This is a genomic window from Mycobacterium seoulense, from assembly GCF_010731595.1.
Taxonomy (GTDB): domain Bacteria; phylum Actinomycetota; class Actinomycetes; order Mycobacteriales; family Mycobacteriaceae; genus Mycobacterium; species Mycobacterium seoulense.
In genome coordinates this window covers 3,022,327-3,037,275 of sequence record NZ_AP022582.1, presented here as the reverse complement: position 1 = coordinate 3,037,275, position 14,949 = coordinate 3,022,327, and the positions used below count along the sequence as shown (strand labels likewise).

At 69.1% G+C, this 14,949-nt stretch carries 10 protein-coding genes and 1 tRNA gene; 5 read left to right on the top strand and 6 right to left on the bottom strand.

What is annotated here, in order from left to right:
* Nucleotides 1-48: 48 nt before the first annotated feature.
* On the top strand, nt 49-3,345 hold the full coding sequence (locus G6N37_RS13860) for a helix-turn-helix transcriptional regulator (RefSeq protein ID WP_163681297.1): 3,297 nt from the start codon (nt 49-51) through the stop codon (nt 3,343-3,345).
* Nucleotides 3,346-3,426: 81 nt separating this feature from the next.
* On the opposite strand, the gene G6N37_RS13855 is transcribed toward G6N37_RS13860, so the two are convergent.
* The 5 genes from G6N37_RS13855 to G6N37_RS13835 all read right to left on the bottom strand — a co-directional run bounded on the left by G6N37_RS13855 (nt 3,427) and on the right by G6N37_RS13835 (nt 7,143).
* Nucleotides 3,427-4,047, bottom strand: coding sequence for an LpqN/LpqT family lipoprotein (locus G6N37_RS13855; RefSeq protein WP_163685031.1), 621 nt, complete (start codon nt 4,045-4,047; stop codon nt 3,427-3,429).
* A gap of 23 nt (nt 4,048-4,070) precedes the next feature.
* The gene (gene arsC, locus G6N37_RS13850; protein WP_163681295.1) at nt 4,071-4,427 is read right to left on the bottom strand and encodes an arsenate reductase (glutaredoxin); all 357 of its coding nucleotides are present in this window, start codon (nt 4,425-4,427) and stop codon (nt 4,071-4,073) included.
* Nucleotides 4,428-5,408 (bottom strand): ribose-phosphate diphosphokinase, encoded by a 981-nt coding sequence (locus G6N37_RS13845; RefSeq protein WP_163681264.1) that lies wholly within the window; start codon nt 5,406-5,408, stop codon nt 4,428-4,430. It lies immediately after the preceding gene.
* Nucleotides 5,409-5,496: 88 nt separating this feature from the next.
* Entirely contained in the window at nt 5,497-6,972 is a 1,476-nt protein-coding gene (gene glmU / locus G6N37_RS13840; protein ID WP_163681262.1) for a bifunctional UDP-N-acetylglucosamine diphosphorylase/glucosamine-1-phosphate N-acetyltransferase GlmU, read from the bottom strand.
* A gap of 99 nt (nt 6,973-7,071) precedes the next feature.
* Nucleotides 7,072-7,143 (bottom strand) — tRNA-Gln (locus G6N37_RS13835).
* Nucleotides 7,144-7,311: 168 nt separating this feature from the next.
* On the opposite strand from G6N37_RS13835, the gene G6N37_RS13830 reads away from it, so the two are divergent.
* On the top strand, nt 7,312-7,905 hold the full coding sequence (locus G6N37_RS13830) for a TetR/AcrR family transcriptional regulator (RefSeq protein WP_141659210.1): 594 nt from the start codon (nt 7,312-7,314) through the stop codon (nt 7,903-7,905).
* A 15-nt stretch (nt 7,906-7,920) separates the two neighbouring features.
* On the opposite strand, the gene lysA is transcribed toward G6N37_RS13830, so the two are convergent.
* A complete protein-coding gene (gene lysA, locus G6N37_RS13825; protein ID WP_163681260.1) occupies nt 7,921-9,261 on the bottom strand; it encodes a diaminopimelate decarboxylase in 1,341 nt (446 codons plus the stop codon).
* A 107-nt stretch (nt 9,262-9,368) separates the two neighbouring features.
* Here lysA and mfd point away from each other — a divergent pair, with 107 nt between their 5' ends.
* The 3 genes from mfd (at nt 9,369) to G6N37_RS13810 (ending at nt 14,921) form a co-directional block, all read left to right on the top strand.
* Nucleotides 9,369-13,028 carry a transcription-repair coupling factor gene (mfd, locus tag G6N37_RS13820; RefSeq protein ID WP_163681258.1) on the top strand — a complete coding sequence of 1,220 codons (3,660 nt, stop codon included), beginning with the start codon at nt 9,369-9,371 and terminating at the stop codon, nt 13,026-13,028.
* A 49-nt stretch (nt 13,029-13,077) separates the two neighbouring features.
* On the top strand, nt 13,078-14,088 hold the full coding sequence (locus tag G6N37_RS13815) for a nucleoside triphosphate pyrophosphohydrolase (protein ID WP_163681256.1): 1,011 nt from the start codon (nt 13,078-13,080) through the stop codon (nt 14,086-14,088).
* A 104-nt stretch (nt 14,089-14,192) separates the two neighbouring features.
* The gene (locus G6N37_RS13810) at nt 14,193-14,921 is read left to right on the top strand and encodes a lytic transglycosylase domain-containing protein (protein WP_163685029.1); all 729 of its coding nucleotides are present in this window, start codon (nt 14,193-14,195) and stop codon (nt 14,919-14,921) included.
* The last annotated feature ends 28 nt before the right edge of the window (nt 14,922-14,949 follow it).

Sequence of the window (14,949 nt, the reverse complement as noted above, 5' to 3'; positions counted from 1 at the left end):
GCGGTGATCTACGCGATCTCGCGGATGTAATGCGCAAGGGTGTCGGCGATGCTGGCCAACATGAGCCAACGCGCGGAGATACCGCCGCTGACCCGGAGCATAAGTGAATTGCTGCCGACCGGAACGGTGACGTTACTGCTGGCCGACGTCGAGGGGTCTACGCGGCTGTGGGAAACGCAGCCCGACAAGATGACGGCCGCGATGGCGCAACTGAATAAGACGGTCAACGAGGCCGTCCCCGCCCATGACGGCGTGCGCCCGCTGGAACAGGGCGAGGGCGACAGCTTCGTGGCCGCCTTCGCCCGCGCCTCCGATGCGGTGGCATGCGCCCTCGACCTGCAGCGGGCGCCGTTGGCTCCGATACGACTTCGCATCGGCGTACACACCGGTGAGATCCAGCTGCGCGATGACGCCAACTACGCCGGCCCGACCGTCAATCGCACGGCGCGGCTGCGCGATCTCGCGCATGGCGGGCAGACGGTGTTGTCCGGCGCGACCGAATCGATGGTGGTCGATCGGCTGCCCGACGGCGTGTGGCTCGCCGACCTGGGCAGCTACCCGCTGCGCGATCTGCCCCGCCCCGAACGAGTCGTGCAGCTTTGCCATCCCGACCTGGCCAACGAGTTTCCGCCGCTTCGGGTCGGTCAGGCCGTCGCTTCGCACAACCTCCCGGTCCAATTGACGAGTTTCGTTGGGCGCCAAGCCCCAATGGCGGAGTTGCGTCAGATCGTCACGGGCAATCGGCTCGTCACCTTGACCGGTGCGGGGGGTGCCGGCAAGACGCGACTTGCCGTCGAAGTCGCCTCGCAACTGAACACTGAGATCTCCGATGGGGTCTGGTACGTCGATCTGGCACCAATCACCAATCCCGCTGGCGCGCCGGTGACTGTCGCGCGCACGCTGGGTCTGCCCGATCAGCCGGGCCGCTCCACGATGGACGTGCTGGTGCGGTTCTTCGCAGAGAAGAAAATGTTACTGCTCCTGGACAACTGCGAGCACCTGCTGGAAGCGTGCGGGACCGTGGCCGTTGAGCTGTTGGCAGCCTGCCCCGATTTGACGATTTTGGCCACCAGCCGTGAGCCGCTGGGGGTGCCCGGCGAAGTGAGCTGGCGGGTGCCGTCGTTGTCGCTTGTCGACGAAGCGATCGAGTTGTTCACCGACCGCGCCAGGCACGCTCGTCCCGAATTTGTTGTGCGCGAGGACAACACCGCGCTGGTCGCCGAGATCTGTGAGCGCCTCGATGGCATGCCGTTGGCGATCGAGCTTGCCGCGGCACGGGTTCGGGCGCTGTCTCTGCCCCAGATTCTCGACAGCCTGCATGATCGGTTCCGGTTACTGACCGGGGGGGCACGCACCGCGGTGCGCCGCCAGCAGACGTTACGCGCCTCGGTGGACTGGTCACACGCGTTGCTCACCGAACCCGAGCAGGTGTTGTTCCGCCGGCTCGCGGTTTTTGCCGGCGGGTTTGATCTCGACGCCGCCCAGGCGGTCGGCGCCAGTAGCGAAGTCGAAAGCTACCAACTGCTCGACCAACTCAGCCTGCTGGTCGACAAATCGCTGGTGGTCGCCGACGACACCGCCGATGGAATGCGATATCGCCTACTGGAGACGGTGCGCCAGTATGCGCAAGAAAAACTCGGCGAGTCCGGTGAGGGCGACAACGTGCGCACCCGACATCGGGATTACTACACGGCCACCATTGCCGAGTTGGATTCGCGGGGACCGGCCCATGTTGAGCCGTTGGTGCGTTGGGCCACCGTGGAGATCGACAATCTGCGCGCGGCATACGTGTGGAGCCGCGAGAATTCCGACCCCGAGACAGCGCTGCGGCTGGTGTCGTCGCTGCAGCAGTTTTGGATAAGGCGCAGCATTTTCCGTGAAGCGCTGGCCGGGTTCGACGCGATCCTGGACCACCAGGATCCCGAGACCATAGACCCGGGCGTGTGGGCGCGCGCGGTCGCCGATCACGGCGCGATCGCCGGGTGGGTGGCCGTGCCCGTCAGCCTGGAGCGGGCACAGGACGCCCTCGCCGTCGCCCGCCGGCTCGACAATCCGGGACTGATTAGTCGAGCGCTTATCACGTGCGGGATGATGACGTTCTATAACGCCGAGCTAGCCCAGCAATACTTCGGCGAGGCGTTCGGCATGGCCCGCGCATCCGGCAATCCGACCAGCTTGGTCCAAGTCCTCACCTTCCTTGCGGCGGCCGGCGTGATTGCCGGCGAACCCGTTGCCGCACGCGCGGCCGCCGAAGAAGGACGCGACGTCGGCGCTGCGCTCGGCGATCCGTTTACTGCCCGAGGCTGCGAAACCTGGCTGGGCACAACGCTGTGGCTGCTGGGAGATTTCATCCAAGCGGACGAGATACTTCGCCGCGTGACCGTCGAGGCGGAGACGGCCGAGGATTCGATCATGACGACCTTCGGTCACGTGGCGCATAGCTTCACGCTGGCACACCTGGGGCAGGCGGCTGCCGCGCACGCCGCGGCGCAATCCGCGCTGCGGGCAGGAGAAGCGATAGGTGGGTTCTACGGAGACACGGTGTATGGGGTGTTGGCGACGGCTGCGCTCGCCGATGGCGACGCGACACGGGCCAGGCAGGAGGCCGAAGAGGCTTGGCGGCGTACCGTTCCCGAGCGCGAGGCGTTCGCCAGATGCTACAACCCGATGGCCGAGGCCGCATTGGCATGTGGTGATCTGGTCGCGGCTCGCGATTGGGCTGACCGGACTGTCGCGCTGGTACCCGGCTGCCACCAAGCGCCCGCGCTGACGACACGCGCTTTTATCGCGATGGGGCAGGGTGAGCCGGAGCAGGCCGAACGCGACGCCCACGACGCCCTCACGGTCGCCGCCCGTACCCAGGGATATCTGCGGTTGGGCGACACCCTGGAATGCCTTGCCCACCTGGCGGTCGACGACGGCGAAGATCCTTACGCGGCGCGTCTATTGGGCGCGGCGGACGCCTTAAGGCAGCGCATGGGACATGTCCGCTTCCCGATGTATCAAGCCAGCTACGACACCGTGGTGGCAACAGTTCGGGAGGCCTTGGGGCAGAGTGGTTTTGATGCCGCCTGGGCCGAAGGGGCGGCCCTGTCCACCGAGGAGGCGATCGCCTACGCGCAACGCGGCCGCGGCGAGCGCAAACGCCCCACCAGTGGCCGGGGATCTCTCACGCCCATGGAACAGGATGTGGTGCGGCTGGTCCGGGAAGGTCTGGGCAACAAGGACATCGGGGCCCGACTGTTCATCTCACCGCGCACTGTGCAGACCCACCTCACCCACGTCTACGCCAAGCTGGGTATCTCGTCACGGGTGGAACTCATCAAGGACCGGCACTGCACATGATCACGCTGAGATTGCCGCCAGGGCTGTGGTTCGAGCCCCGATCACGACCATGGTGGCAATCTCGCCGACCAAAGACCGAACTCACTTCGCCGCGACGACGAACCCTCGCATGATCGTCTCGATGTCGGTGGACTGTTCGACGGCCTGGTTGGCGAGCCCGGTGATGGTGAGCTGAACCAGGTATCGCTGGTGGGCGGGCGAGGAACCGGTGGCGATGACGATCCGGTTGAAGCTGTGCAACCGCGTGCCGTCCAGGTCGTAGCTGCCCTGGATCATCGAGGAGGGGAAGCCGTTGTAGGGCGTCGTCGAGGCGTCCAACTGCTTGAAGTTCTCGAAGAGCTGGGCGTCGTCGTTGCCGTGCTGGATCACCTGGGCCGGATCGAAATCGCCCCGCAGCAGAAACACCACGAGTCTGGCGGTCGGATACTTGCCGCCCTTGGAAAGCATCAGCGTCTCGGGCGCGATGTGTGGGTTGCTCGCCGCCGTCCAGCCCGGCGGCGTCGGGATCGACACCGTCAGGTCGGGGAGGTTGCCCGGCGCCACTTGCTGCCCCGTCACGCCGATGTTCTGCAGATACTGCGACAGGGGCACGGGCTTCTCGACCCTTGTCGTGGTAGTCGTGGTGGTCGGAGTCGTCGACCAGATCGATTGATAGTCAGGGGATTTCGGCCCGCATGCGACTGCGGGCAGGATCAGCGCCATGGCCGCGACCGCGCACGCACGTTTCACAGAATCTCGCGGACCTTCTCGACCGGCCGGGCCAGCCGGGTGCCCTTCGGTGTGACGACGAACGGCCGTTCGATCAGGATCGGGTGTTCGACCATGGCGTCGAGCAACTGGTCGTCGGTCGCGTCGGCGAGATTGAGTTCGGCGTACAGCGATTCGCGCTTGCGCACCGCGGCCCGCACATCGATCCCGGCGTCGCTGATCATCTGCACCAGTTCGCGGCGCGAGGGCGGATCCTTGAGGTACTCGACGACCGACGGGTCAAAGCCGTTGTCGCGCAACAGGTCCAGTGTCTTGCGGGAGGTGCTGCACCGGGGGTTGTGGTAGATGACGGCCTGTTCTGGCTGTGCAGCCATCTAGGCATCCCCGTCGAACAGTCCCGTCACGGAACCGTTTTCGAAGACGGCGCGAATGGTGCTGGCCAACAGCGGTGCGATGGACAGGACCGTGAGCTGGGGGAAACGCTTCTCCTCGCCGATCGGCAGCGTGTTCGTGACGATCACCTCCCGCGCGCCGGACGCCGCGAGCCGCTCGGCGGCCGGGTCGGACAGCACGCCGTGGGTCGCCGCGATGACGACATCGGCGGCGCCGTCGTCACGCAGCAGCTGCACCGCGCCGGCGATGGTGCCGCCGGTGTCGATCATGTCGTCGATCAGCACGCAGGTCTTGCCCTCCACCTCGCCGACGACGCGGTTGGACACCACCTGGTTGGGCACCCGCGGGTCGCGCGTCTTGTGGATGAAGGCGAGTGGAACGCCACCCAACGCGTCGGCCCACTTCTCGGCGATGCGCACCCGGCCCGAGTCGGGGGAGACGACCACCATGTTTCCGTCCGGGTAGTTGTCGCCGATGTAGCCGGTCAGCAGGTTCTGGGCGCGCATGTGGTCGACGGGCCCGTCGAAGAAGCCCTGGATCTGGTCGGTGTGCAGGTCGACGGTCACGATCCGGTCGGCGCCCGCGGTCTTGAGCAGGTCGGCGACCAGGCGCGCCGAGATCGGTTCGCGGCCGCGATGCTTCTTGTCCTGGCGGGCATATGGGTAGAACGGCATGACCGCGGTGATCCGCTTGGCGCTGCCCCGTTTGAGCGCGTCGATCATGATCAGCTGTTCCATCAGCCAGTCGTTGACGGGCGCCGGGGCGGATTGCAGGACGAACGCGTCGCAGCCGCGCACCGACTCGTGGAACCGCACGAAGATCTCGCCATTGGCGAACTCCCGCGCCGTCTGAGCGGTGACGTGCACGTCGAGCTCTTTTGCCACCTGCTCGGCCAACTCCGGATGCGCACGGCCGGAGAAGAGCATCAGGTTTTTGCGGTTATCGGTCCAGTCGTGGCTCAACGCACTGCCCTCGCCGTTCGGAGAATGGAACGCCCCATCGTACGTAGCGAATGGTACGGAAACGCGGCCGGGTTACCAGATACCAAAATCACGATGTCTGTTCGGGCTCGGACACCGGGTCGGCGGCCTGGGTCGCCTTCTCGGCGGCTTCGGCGGCGGCGCTGCCCGGCCGCTTGCGCTGCACCCAGCCCTCGATGTTGCGTTGCGGTCCCGCGGACACCGCCAGCGCCCCCGGGGGGACGTCCTCGCGGACCACGGTTCCCGCGCCGGTGTAGGCCCCGTCGCCGACCGTCACCGGGGCGACGAACATGGTGTCCGACCCGGTGCGCACGTGCGATCCGACCGTGGTGCGCCGCTTGGTGGCGCCGTCGTAGTTGACGAAGACGCTCGACGCTCCGATGTTGCTGTGTTCGCCGATGTCGGCGTCGCCGACGTAGGTCAGGTGCGGAACCTTGGTGCCGGTGCCGATGGTGGAGTTCTTGGCCTCGACGAACGCCCCGAGCTTGCCGTCGTCGCCCAGCACGGTATCCGGCCGCAGGTAGGTGAAGGGGCCGACCGTGGCCCCGGCACCGATCGACGAGGACGTGCCGTGGGTGCGGATCACCGACGCGCCGTCGCCCACGCTGACGTCGGTGAGCGTGGTGTCGGGGCCGACGACGCAGTGGCCGCCGACCTGGGTGCGGCCCAGCAGCTGCGTGCCGGGATGGATGACGGTGTCGCGGCCGATCGTGACGTCGACGTCGATCCAGGTGGTCGCCGGGTCGACGATGGTCACCCCGGCCAGCTGATGGGCGGCGACGATCCGGCGGTTGAGCTCGGCGCCCAGTTGGGCCAGCTGCACGCGGTTGTTGACGCCGGCAACGAGGGCGCTGTCGTCGACGTGCTGGGCGCGGATGGCCTGCCCGTCCCCGCGAAGGATCGAGATGACGTCGGTCAGGTAGAGCTCCTGCTGGGCGTTGTTGGAGCTCAGCCGGCTCAGCGCCGAGCGCAACGCCGCGACGTCGAATGCGTAGACCCCCGCGTTGACCTCGCGGATTTCGCGCTGCGAGGGCGTCGCGTCGGCGTGTTCCACGATGGCGGTGACCTCGTTGTCCTGGGTGCGCAGGATACGGCCGTAGCCGGTTGGGTCGTCGAGCGTCGTGGTGAGCACGGTCGCGGCGGCCGACCCCGCGTTGTGGGTGGCGATCAGGTCGGCCAGGGTGTCGGAATCCAGCAGCGGCGTGTCGCCGGAGGTCACGACGACCACACCGGCGTAGTCGGCGGGCAGCGCGGACAGGCCGCAGCGAACGGCGTGGCCGGTGCCCAGGGGCCGGTCTTGCAGGGCGACCTCGATGCCGCGGCCCAGGGCCCCGGCGGATTCGGCGACCAGCGGCGCGATGCGCTGGTGGTCATGGCCCAGGACCACCACCAGGTGCTGCGGCGCGACCTTGGTGATGGCGTGCAGCAGGTGGGACAGCATGCTTCGCCCGGCGATCGTGTGCAGCACCTTGGGGGTGTCCGACCGCATCCGGGTGCCGGGCCCGGCCGCGAGCACCAGGACCGCGGTATCGCCACGAGACGCCATCAACTCTCCTCAACCCCGGCGTGCGCGTTGGCACGACGACACGCCGTCAAGCGTGGCACTTCATGCACGCCCGAAGCAAAGAGCTCCCGCCTTTTCGGGCTCCGTCGCCAGGACTCGAACCTGAACTCTCAGAACCAAAATCTGATGTGCTGCCGATTACACCACGACGGATCGCAAGCCCCGTAGGCCCGCGCCACCAAGAGACTTTAGACGGTGTGCGGGCCGATCGCGGCGTCAAGGGAAAGACGGCGGGTCAGGCGCGCGCGACGCTATACGCTGATTGACGTGGCTGTTCTCGATAAGGAGCCGGACAAGGAGGTCCGCGCGCCGCGCGCGCGGATGACCGGGAGCGAGCGCCGACAGCAACTCATCGGCATCGCGCGCTCGCTGTTCGCCGAACGCGGTTATGAGGGCACCTCGATCGAGGAGATCGCGTTGCGCGCCAACGTGTCCAAGCCGGTCGTCTACGAACATTTCGGCGGCAAGGAGGGGCTGTACGCCGTGGTCGTCGACCGCGAGATGTCGGCGCTGCTCGACGGCATCACCTCGTCGCTGACCAACAACCGCTCGCGGGTCCGGGTTGAGCGGGTGGCGCTGGCGTTGCTCACCTACGTCGAAGAGCGCACCGACGGGTTCCGCATCATGATCCGCGACTCGCCCGCCGCGATCAGCTCGGGCACCTACTCCAGCCTGCTCAACGACGCCGTCAGCCAGGTCAGCTCCATCCTCGCCGGCGACTTCGCCCGTCGTGGTCTGGATCCGGAGCTGGCCCCGCTGTACGCCCAGGCGCTGGTGGGCTCGGTGTCGATGACGGCGCAGTGGTGGCTCGACACGCGCGAGCCCAAGAAAGAAGTGGTCGCCGCGCACCTGGTCAACCTGATGTGGAACGGGCTGACCCACCTGGAAGCCGACCCCAGGCTGCAGGACGGCTAGCCGCCCCGCTCACGCTCAGCCGCGGTCGCGGGCCAGCAAGTCGGCGACCGTCTCGCGGCGGACCAGTTCGCGGGCCCGGCCGTCGCGCACGCCGACCACGGCCGGCCTGCCGACCAGGTTGTAGTTCGACGCCATGCTGTGGTGATAGGCGCCGGTGCAGGCCACGGCCAGCAGGTCGCCGGGGTGCAGGTCGGCGGGCAGCTCGACGTCACGGGCGATCTCGTCGCCCGCTTCGCAGTGCCGGCCGGCCACGGTGACGCGCCGCTTGGGACCCAGCGCGTGCCGGTTCGCCAGCGCAACGGTGTAGCGGGCACCGTAGAGCGACACACGCGGGTTGTCGCTCATGCCGCCGTCGACGGCGACAAAGGTGCGCCCGCCCGACTGCGTCTTCACCGAGCACACCCGATACAGCGTGACGCCGGCCCGGCCGCTGATGGCCCGGCCGGGTTCCACCACCACGCTCGGGCGGGGGAAATGCTCGGCGGCGCAGGCCGCGTCCAGCGCGTCCTCGATGGTGTCGGCCAGCTGGTCGAGGTCGAGCTCCCGGTCGCCGGGGACATAGGGGATGGCGTGCCCGCCGCCGAGATTCAGCTCCGTGAGGATGACGCCGTGCCGCGCGCGGATGTCGGCCATCGCGGCGATCAGCCGGCGGATCGCCTCGCCGTACAGCGCCGGGTCGGTGACCTGCGAGCCGATGTGGCAGTGCAGGCCGACCAGGTCGAGGATCGGGTGCGCCAGCACCCGTCTGACCGCCTCGGCGGCGTGGCCGCCGGTGAGGGTGAACCCGAATTTCTGGTCGCTGACGCCGGTCGCGACCGCGGGGTGTCCGTGGACGTCGACGTCCGGCGTGACGCGAATCAGCACCGGTTGGCGCCGGCGGGCCACGCCCGCCAGGTAGGCCACCTCGATGCAGGAGTCCACGACGATGCGCCCGACCCCGGCCCGCAGGGCGTCGCGCAGCTCGTCGGGCGACTTCGCGTTGCCGTGCATGACGATCCGCGCGGGGTCTGTCCCGCCGGCGAGGGCGACGGCCAGCTCACCACCCGAGCACACGTCGATACCCATGCCCTCCTCGCGGACCCATCGGGCCACCGCCGTCGTCAGCAGCGACTTTCCGGCGTAGACCACCTGAATGCCGCGCAGCGCCTTGCGATAACGGCGGGCGCGCCGGCGGAAGTCGGTTTCGTCGATGACGTAGGCGGGGGTGGCGAACTCGTCGGCGATGTCGGCCAGGGGCACGCCGCCGACGCAGAGACCACCCACCTCGTCGGGGTGGGCGGTGATGGGCCAGATCGCGGGATCGAACCGCGGGGTCGCCGCCTGACCCAGGGACGGCAGGATGTCCAGCAGTGTCATGAATCCAACGTGCGCCCGCCGCGGTCGGCTGGCCGTCTTCCTTACGATCCCTTGACGGCGCCGGGCTCGAAATTGACGAATCTTGGCGCCCCTAGAATGGATTCATCATGACCGCACCGGGGCCTGCTCGCCCAGAACCCCCGATCGCGGGGCTCGTCGAATTGGCGCTCACCGCGCCGACCTTCCAGCAGTTGATCGAGAGCGCGGCGGAGCGACCGGCCGAGCTTCACCTGGTGGGTCCAGCCAGCGCACGCTTGTTCGTCGCCAGTGCGCTGGCGCGGTTGGGGCCTCTGTTGGTAGTCACCGCGACGGGGCGTGCAGCCGATGACCTGACCGCCGAACTGCGCGGCGTCTTCGGCGACGCCGTGGCGGCCTTTCCGTCCTGGGAGACGCTGCCGCACGAGCGGCTGTCGCCGGGCGTCGACACCGTCGGCGCCCGGTTGACGGTGCTGCGCCGGCTGGCCCATCCCGACGATGCGCGGTTGGGTCCGCCGTTGCGGGTGGTGGTGACGGCGGTGCGCTCGCTGCTGCAGCCGATGACGCCGCAGCTGGGCCTGGTCGAGCCGGTCACGTTGAGCGTCGGCCAGGAGATCGCCTTCTCCGACGTCATCGCCCGGCTGGTCGAGCTGGCCTACACCCGGGTGGACATGGTGGGCCGGCGCGGCGAGTTCGCCGTCCGCGGCGGCATTCTCGACGTGTTCCCGCCCACCGCCGAGCATCCGGTGCGCGTCGAGTTCTGGGGCGACGAGGTCAGCGAGATGCGGATGTTCGCTGTCGCCGACCAGCGCTCCATACCCGAGATCGAGGTCGAGACGGTGATCGCGGTGGCCTGCCGCGAGCTCCTGCTGACCGACGACGTGCGGAAACGGGCCGCCGCGCTGGCCGCCCGGCATTCCGGCGCCGAGCCCGCCATCACCGGCAGCGTCACCGACATGCTGGCCAAGCTGGGCGAAGGCATCGCGGTCGACGGCATGGAGGCGCTGCTGCCGGTGCTGCGGCCCGGCGAACACGTGCTGCTGACCGACCAACTGGCCGCCGGCACGCCGGTGTTGCTGTGTGACCCCGAAAAGGTGCGCACCCGGGCCGCCGACCTGATCAAGACCGGCAGCGAATTCCTCGAGGCCTCGTGGTCGGTCGCGGCGTTGGGCACCGACGCGCCCGTCGACGTGGCGCAGTTCGGTGGATCGGGGTTCGCCGAGCTGGACGAGGTGCACGCCGCGGCGGCGCGGTCGGGTCATCCCTGGTGGACGCTGAGCCAGTTGTCCGACGAGGCGGCGGTGGAGCTGGAGATCCGGGCGGCGCCGTCGGCCCGCGGGCATCAACACGACATCGACGGCATCTTCGCGATGCTGCGCGCCCACGTCTCGACCGGTGGCTACGCCGCGGTGGTCGCGCCCGGCGTCGGGACCGCCCACCGGGTGGTCGAGCGGCTCGCCGATTCCGACACCCCCGCCGCCATGCTGGAACCGGACGCGGCGGACACGACACTCAAGCCGGGGGTCGTCAGCGTGCTCAAGGGCCCGCTGCACGACGGCGTCGTCATCCCCGGCGCCAACCTGGTCGTTATCACCGAGACCGACCTGACCGGCAGCCGGGCGACCGCCGTCGAGGGCAAGCGGCTGGCGGCCAAGCGGCGCAACACCGTCGACCCGTTGGCGCTGACGGCCGGCGACCTGGTGGTGCACGACCAGCACGGCATCGGCCGGTTCGTCGAGATGACCGAGCGCACCGTCGGCGGTGCCCGGCGCGAGTACCTGGTGCTGGAGTACGCCTCGAGCAAGCGGGGGGGCGGGTCGGACAAGCTGTACGTCCCGATGGACTCCCTGGACCAGTTGTCCCGCTATGTCGGCGGGCAGGCGCCGGCGCTGAGCAAGCTGGGCGGCAGCGACTGGGCCAACACCAAGACCAAGGCCCGCCGCGCCGTGCGCGAGATCGCCGGCGAGCTCGTCGCGCTGTACGCCAAACGCCAGGCCAGCCCCGGGCACGCGTTCGCGCCGGACACGCCCTGGCAGGCCGAAATGGAGGACGCGTTCGGCTTCACCGAGACCGTCGACCAGCTCACCGCCATCACCGAGGTCAAGGCCGACATGGAGAAGCCGATCCCGATGGACCGGGTGATCTGCGGCGACGTCGGCTACGGCAAGACAGAGATCGCGGTTCGGGCCGCGTTCAAGGCGGTGCAGGACGGCAAGCAGGTCGCCGTGCTGGTGCCCACCACGCTGCTGGCCGACCAGCACCTGCAGACCTTCACCGACCGGATGGCCGGCTTCCCGGTGACCGTCAAGGGGCTGTCCCGGTTCACCGACAACGCGGAGTCGCGCGCCGTGATCGAGGGCCTGGCCGACGGGTCGGTGGACGTCGTGATCGGCACGCACCGGCTGCTGCAGACCGGGGTGCGGTGGAAGGACCTGGGACTGGTCGTCGTCGACGAGGAGCAGCGGTTCGGCGTCGAACACAAGGAGCACATCAAGTCGCTGCGCACCCACGTCGACGTGCTGACGATGAGCGCCACCCCGATCCCGCGCACGCTGGAGATGAGCCTGGCCGGGATCCGCGAGATGTCGACGATCCTGACGCCGCCCGAGGAACGCTATCCCGTGCTGACCTACGTCGGCCCACAGGACGACAAGCAGGTCGCCGCCGCGCTGCGGCGCGAGTTGCTGCGCGACGGCCAGGCGTTCTACGTGCACAACCGGGTCAGTTCCATCGACCGGGCCGCGGCCCGGGTCCGCGAGCTGGTCCCGGAGGCGCGGGTGGTCGTCGCGCACGGGCAGATGCCCGAGGAGCGGCTGGAGCGCACCGTGCAGGGGTTCTGGAACCGCGAGTACGACATCCTGGTGTGCACCACGATCGTGGAGACCGGGCTGGACATCTCCAACGCCAACACGCTGATCGTCGAGCGCGCCGACACCTTCGGGCTCTCGCAGCTGCACCAGCTGCGCGGCAGGGTCGGCCGCAGCCGCGAGCGCGGTTACGCCTACTTCCTGTACCCGCCGCACGCGCCGCTGACCGAGACGGCCTACGACCGGTTGGCGACCATCGCGCAGAACAACGAGCTGGGCGCGGGCATGGCCGTGGCGCTCAAGGACCTCGAGATCCGCGGGGCGGGCAACGTGCTGGGCATCGAGCAGTCCGGGCACGTCGCCGGGGTCGGCTTCGACCTGTACGTGCGGCTCGTGGGCGAGGCGGTGGAGGCCTACCGGGCCGCGGCCGACGGGCAGACGGTGACCACCGCCGAGGAGCCCAGGGACGTGCGCATCGACCTGCCGGTGGACGCCCACCTGCCGCCGGACTACATCGCCAGCGACCGGCTGCGGCTGGAGGCCTACCGGCGGCTGGCCGCGGCGGCGGACGACGCGGCCGTCGACGCCGTGGTGGAGGAACTCGTCGACCGCTACGGCGCGCTACCCGAACCGGCACTGCGCCTGGTCGCGGTCGCGCGGTTGCGGCTGCTGTGCCGCGCCGCGGGCATCACCGAGGTGTCGGCGCCGTCGGCGGCGACCGTGCGGTTGTCGCCCATGACGCTGCCCGATTCGGCCCAGGTGCGGCTCAAGCGGATGTATCCGGCGGCGAGCTACCGCGCCACGACGTCCACCGTGCAGGTGCCCATTCCGCGGGCGGGCGGGGTCGGCGCGGCACGCATCCGCGACGTGGAATTGGTGCAGATGGTGGCCAATCTGGTGACGGCGCTGCAAGGTAAAGCCCAGAAGGACGTTGGTATAACGAGCTCAGGACCTGCGACCAGTGAGGAGCGACAAGCGCGATGATCCGCGCCGGCGACGATGCAGAGCGAAGCGATGGGGAGGAGCGGCGCCCATGATCGTCGTCTTGTGCGACCCGCGTCGCCCGTCGCTGGTGCCCGTCGAGGCCATCGAGCACCTCGGCGGTGAGGTGCAGTACACCGAGGAGATGCCCGTCGCGGTGCCGTGGTCGCTGCCCGCCGCGCGTCCGGTGCACTCCGGCGACGACGCGCCGGTGCTGCTGTCGTCGGACCCCGACCATCCCGCCGTGACCGCACGGCTGTCCGCGGGCGCCCGGTTGATCGCCGCGCCGGAGACGCCGCGTGGCGAACGACTGGTCGACGTGGTCGCGATGATGGACAAGCTGCGCACCGCCGGACCCTGGGAGAGCGAGCAAACCCACGACTCGTTGCGCCGGTTCCTCCTGGAAGAGACGTACGAACTGCTGGATGCGGTGCGCAGCGGCAGCGCCGACCAGTTGCGTGAAGAACTCGGCGACGTGTTGCTGCAGGTGCTCTTTCACGCCCGTATCGCGGAGGACGCCCCGCAGCTGCCCTTCACCATCGACGACGTCGCCCTCACGCTGATGCGGAAGTTGGGCAATCGGGTTCCGGGTGTGCTTGCGGGGCAGACCATTTCGCTCGAAGAGCAGCTGGCTCAGTGGGAAGAGCGCAAGGCGGCCGAAAAGCCGAGGAAATCGGTGATGGACGACGTGCACACCGGGCAACCGGCACTGGCTCTGGCGCAGAAAGTGATTGAACGCGCCGGCAAGGCCGGCCTGCCCGCCGACCTGATCCCCGCCGGCATCACCTCTATTTCCGTGACGGCCGACGGTGACGCGGAAGGCGCGCTGCGCACGGCGGTGCTGGAGTTCGTGGACACGGTCCGCGAGGTCGAGCGGGCGATCGCCGCGACGCGCCGGGGCGCCGGCGTCCCGGAGGAATTCGACGTGGCCCCGCTCGGGGAGGTCTCGGAAGACGAGTGGCGTGAGCATTGGCCGTCGAACCAGGCCGGCGCGGACGAGCTCGGCGCGGTGGACGAAGTGGTCGACGAGGCCGCCGTGAACGACGCCGCCGACGACGACTGATCGTGCGCCGCAGTCCCAACACACCCGGGCAACACCGGAACCCATGGGACGATGGTGGTGCGGAAGTTGGTGCAGGGGACTCTGAGGGAGCTTTAAGCAGCATGGTGTCGCCGAGGCGTTGGTTGCGCGCGGCCGCCGTGATCGGCGCGACCGCGATGCTGCTGGCCTCCAGCTGCACGTGGCAGCTCAGCCTGTTCATTCCGGAGGGCGTCCCGCCGCCCGCCGGGGCTCCGGTGCCGCCGGTGGACACGCACGCCAGCGGACGGCCCGCGGACCAGCTGCGGGCCTGGGCCGAACAGCGGTCCGCGACGCTGGAGATTCCCGTGATCGCGCTGGAGGCCTACGCGTACGCCGCCCGGGTCGCCGAGGTCGAGAACCCGAAGTGCCACATCGCGTGGACCACCTTGGCGGCCATCGGGCAGGTCGAGAGCCACCACGGCACCTACCGCGGCGCGCGGCTGGCCCCCAACGGGGATGTGAGCCCCCCGATTCGCGGTGTCCGCCTGGACGGCAGCGGCGGCACCCTGCGCATCGTCGACAGCGAGGAACCGATGACGGACGACGACGGGGTGGTGCGGGCCATGGGACCGATGCAGTTCATCCCCGAGACCTGGCGGTTGTACGGTGTCGACGCTCACAACGACGGGCGCGTCAGCCCGGACAACATCGACGACGCGGCGCTCGCGGCGGCCGGTTACCTGTGTTGGCGGGGAAAGGATCTGGCGACACCGCGCGGCTGGATCACCGCGCTGCGGGCCTACAACAATTCCGGGGTCTACGCGCGTGCGGTGCGCGACTGGGCGACCGCTTATGCGGCGGGTCACCCGCTGTAGCAGGATGTATCAGGCTTTACGCTAACGG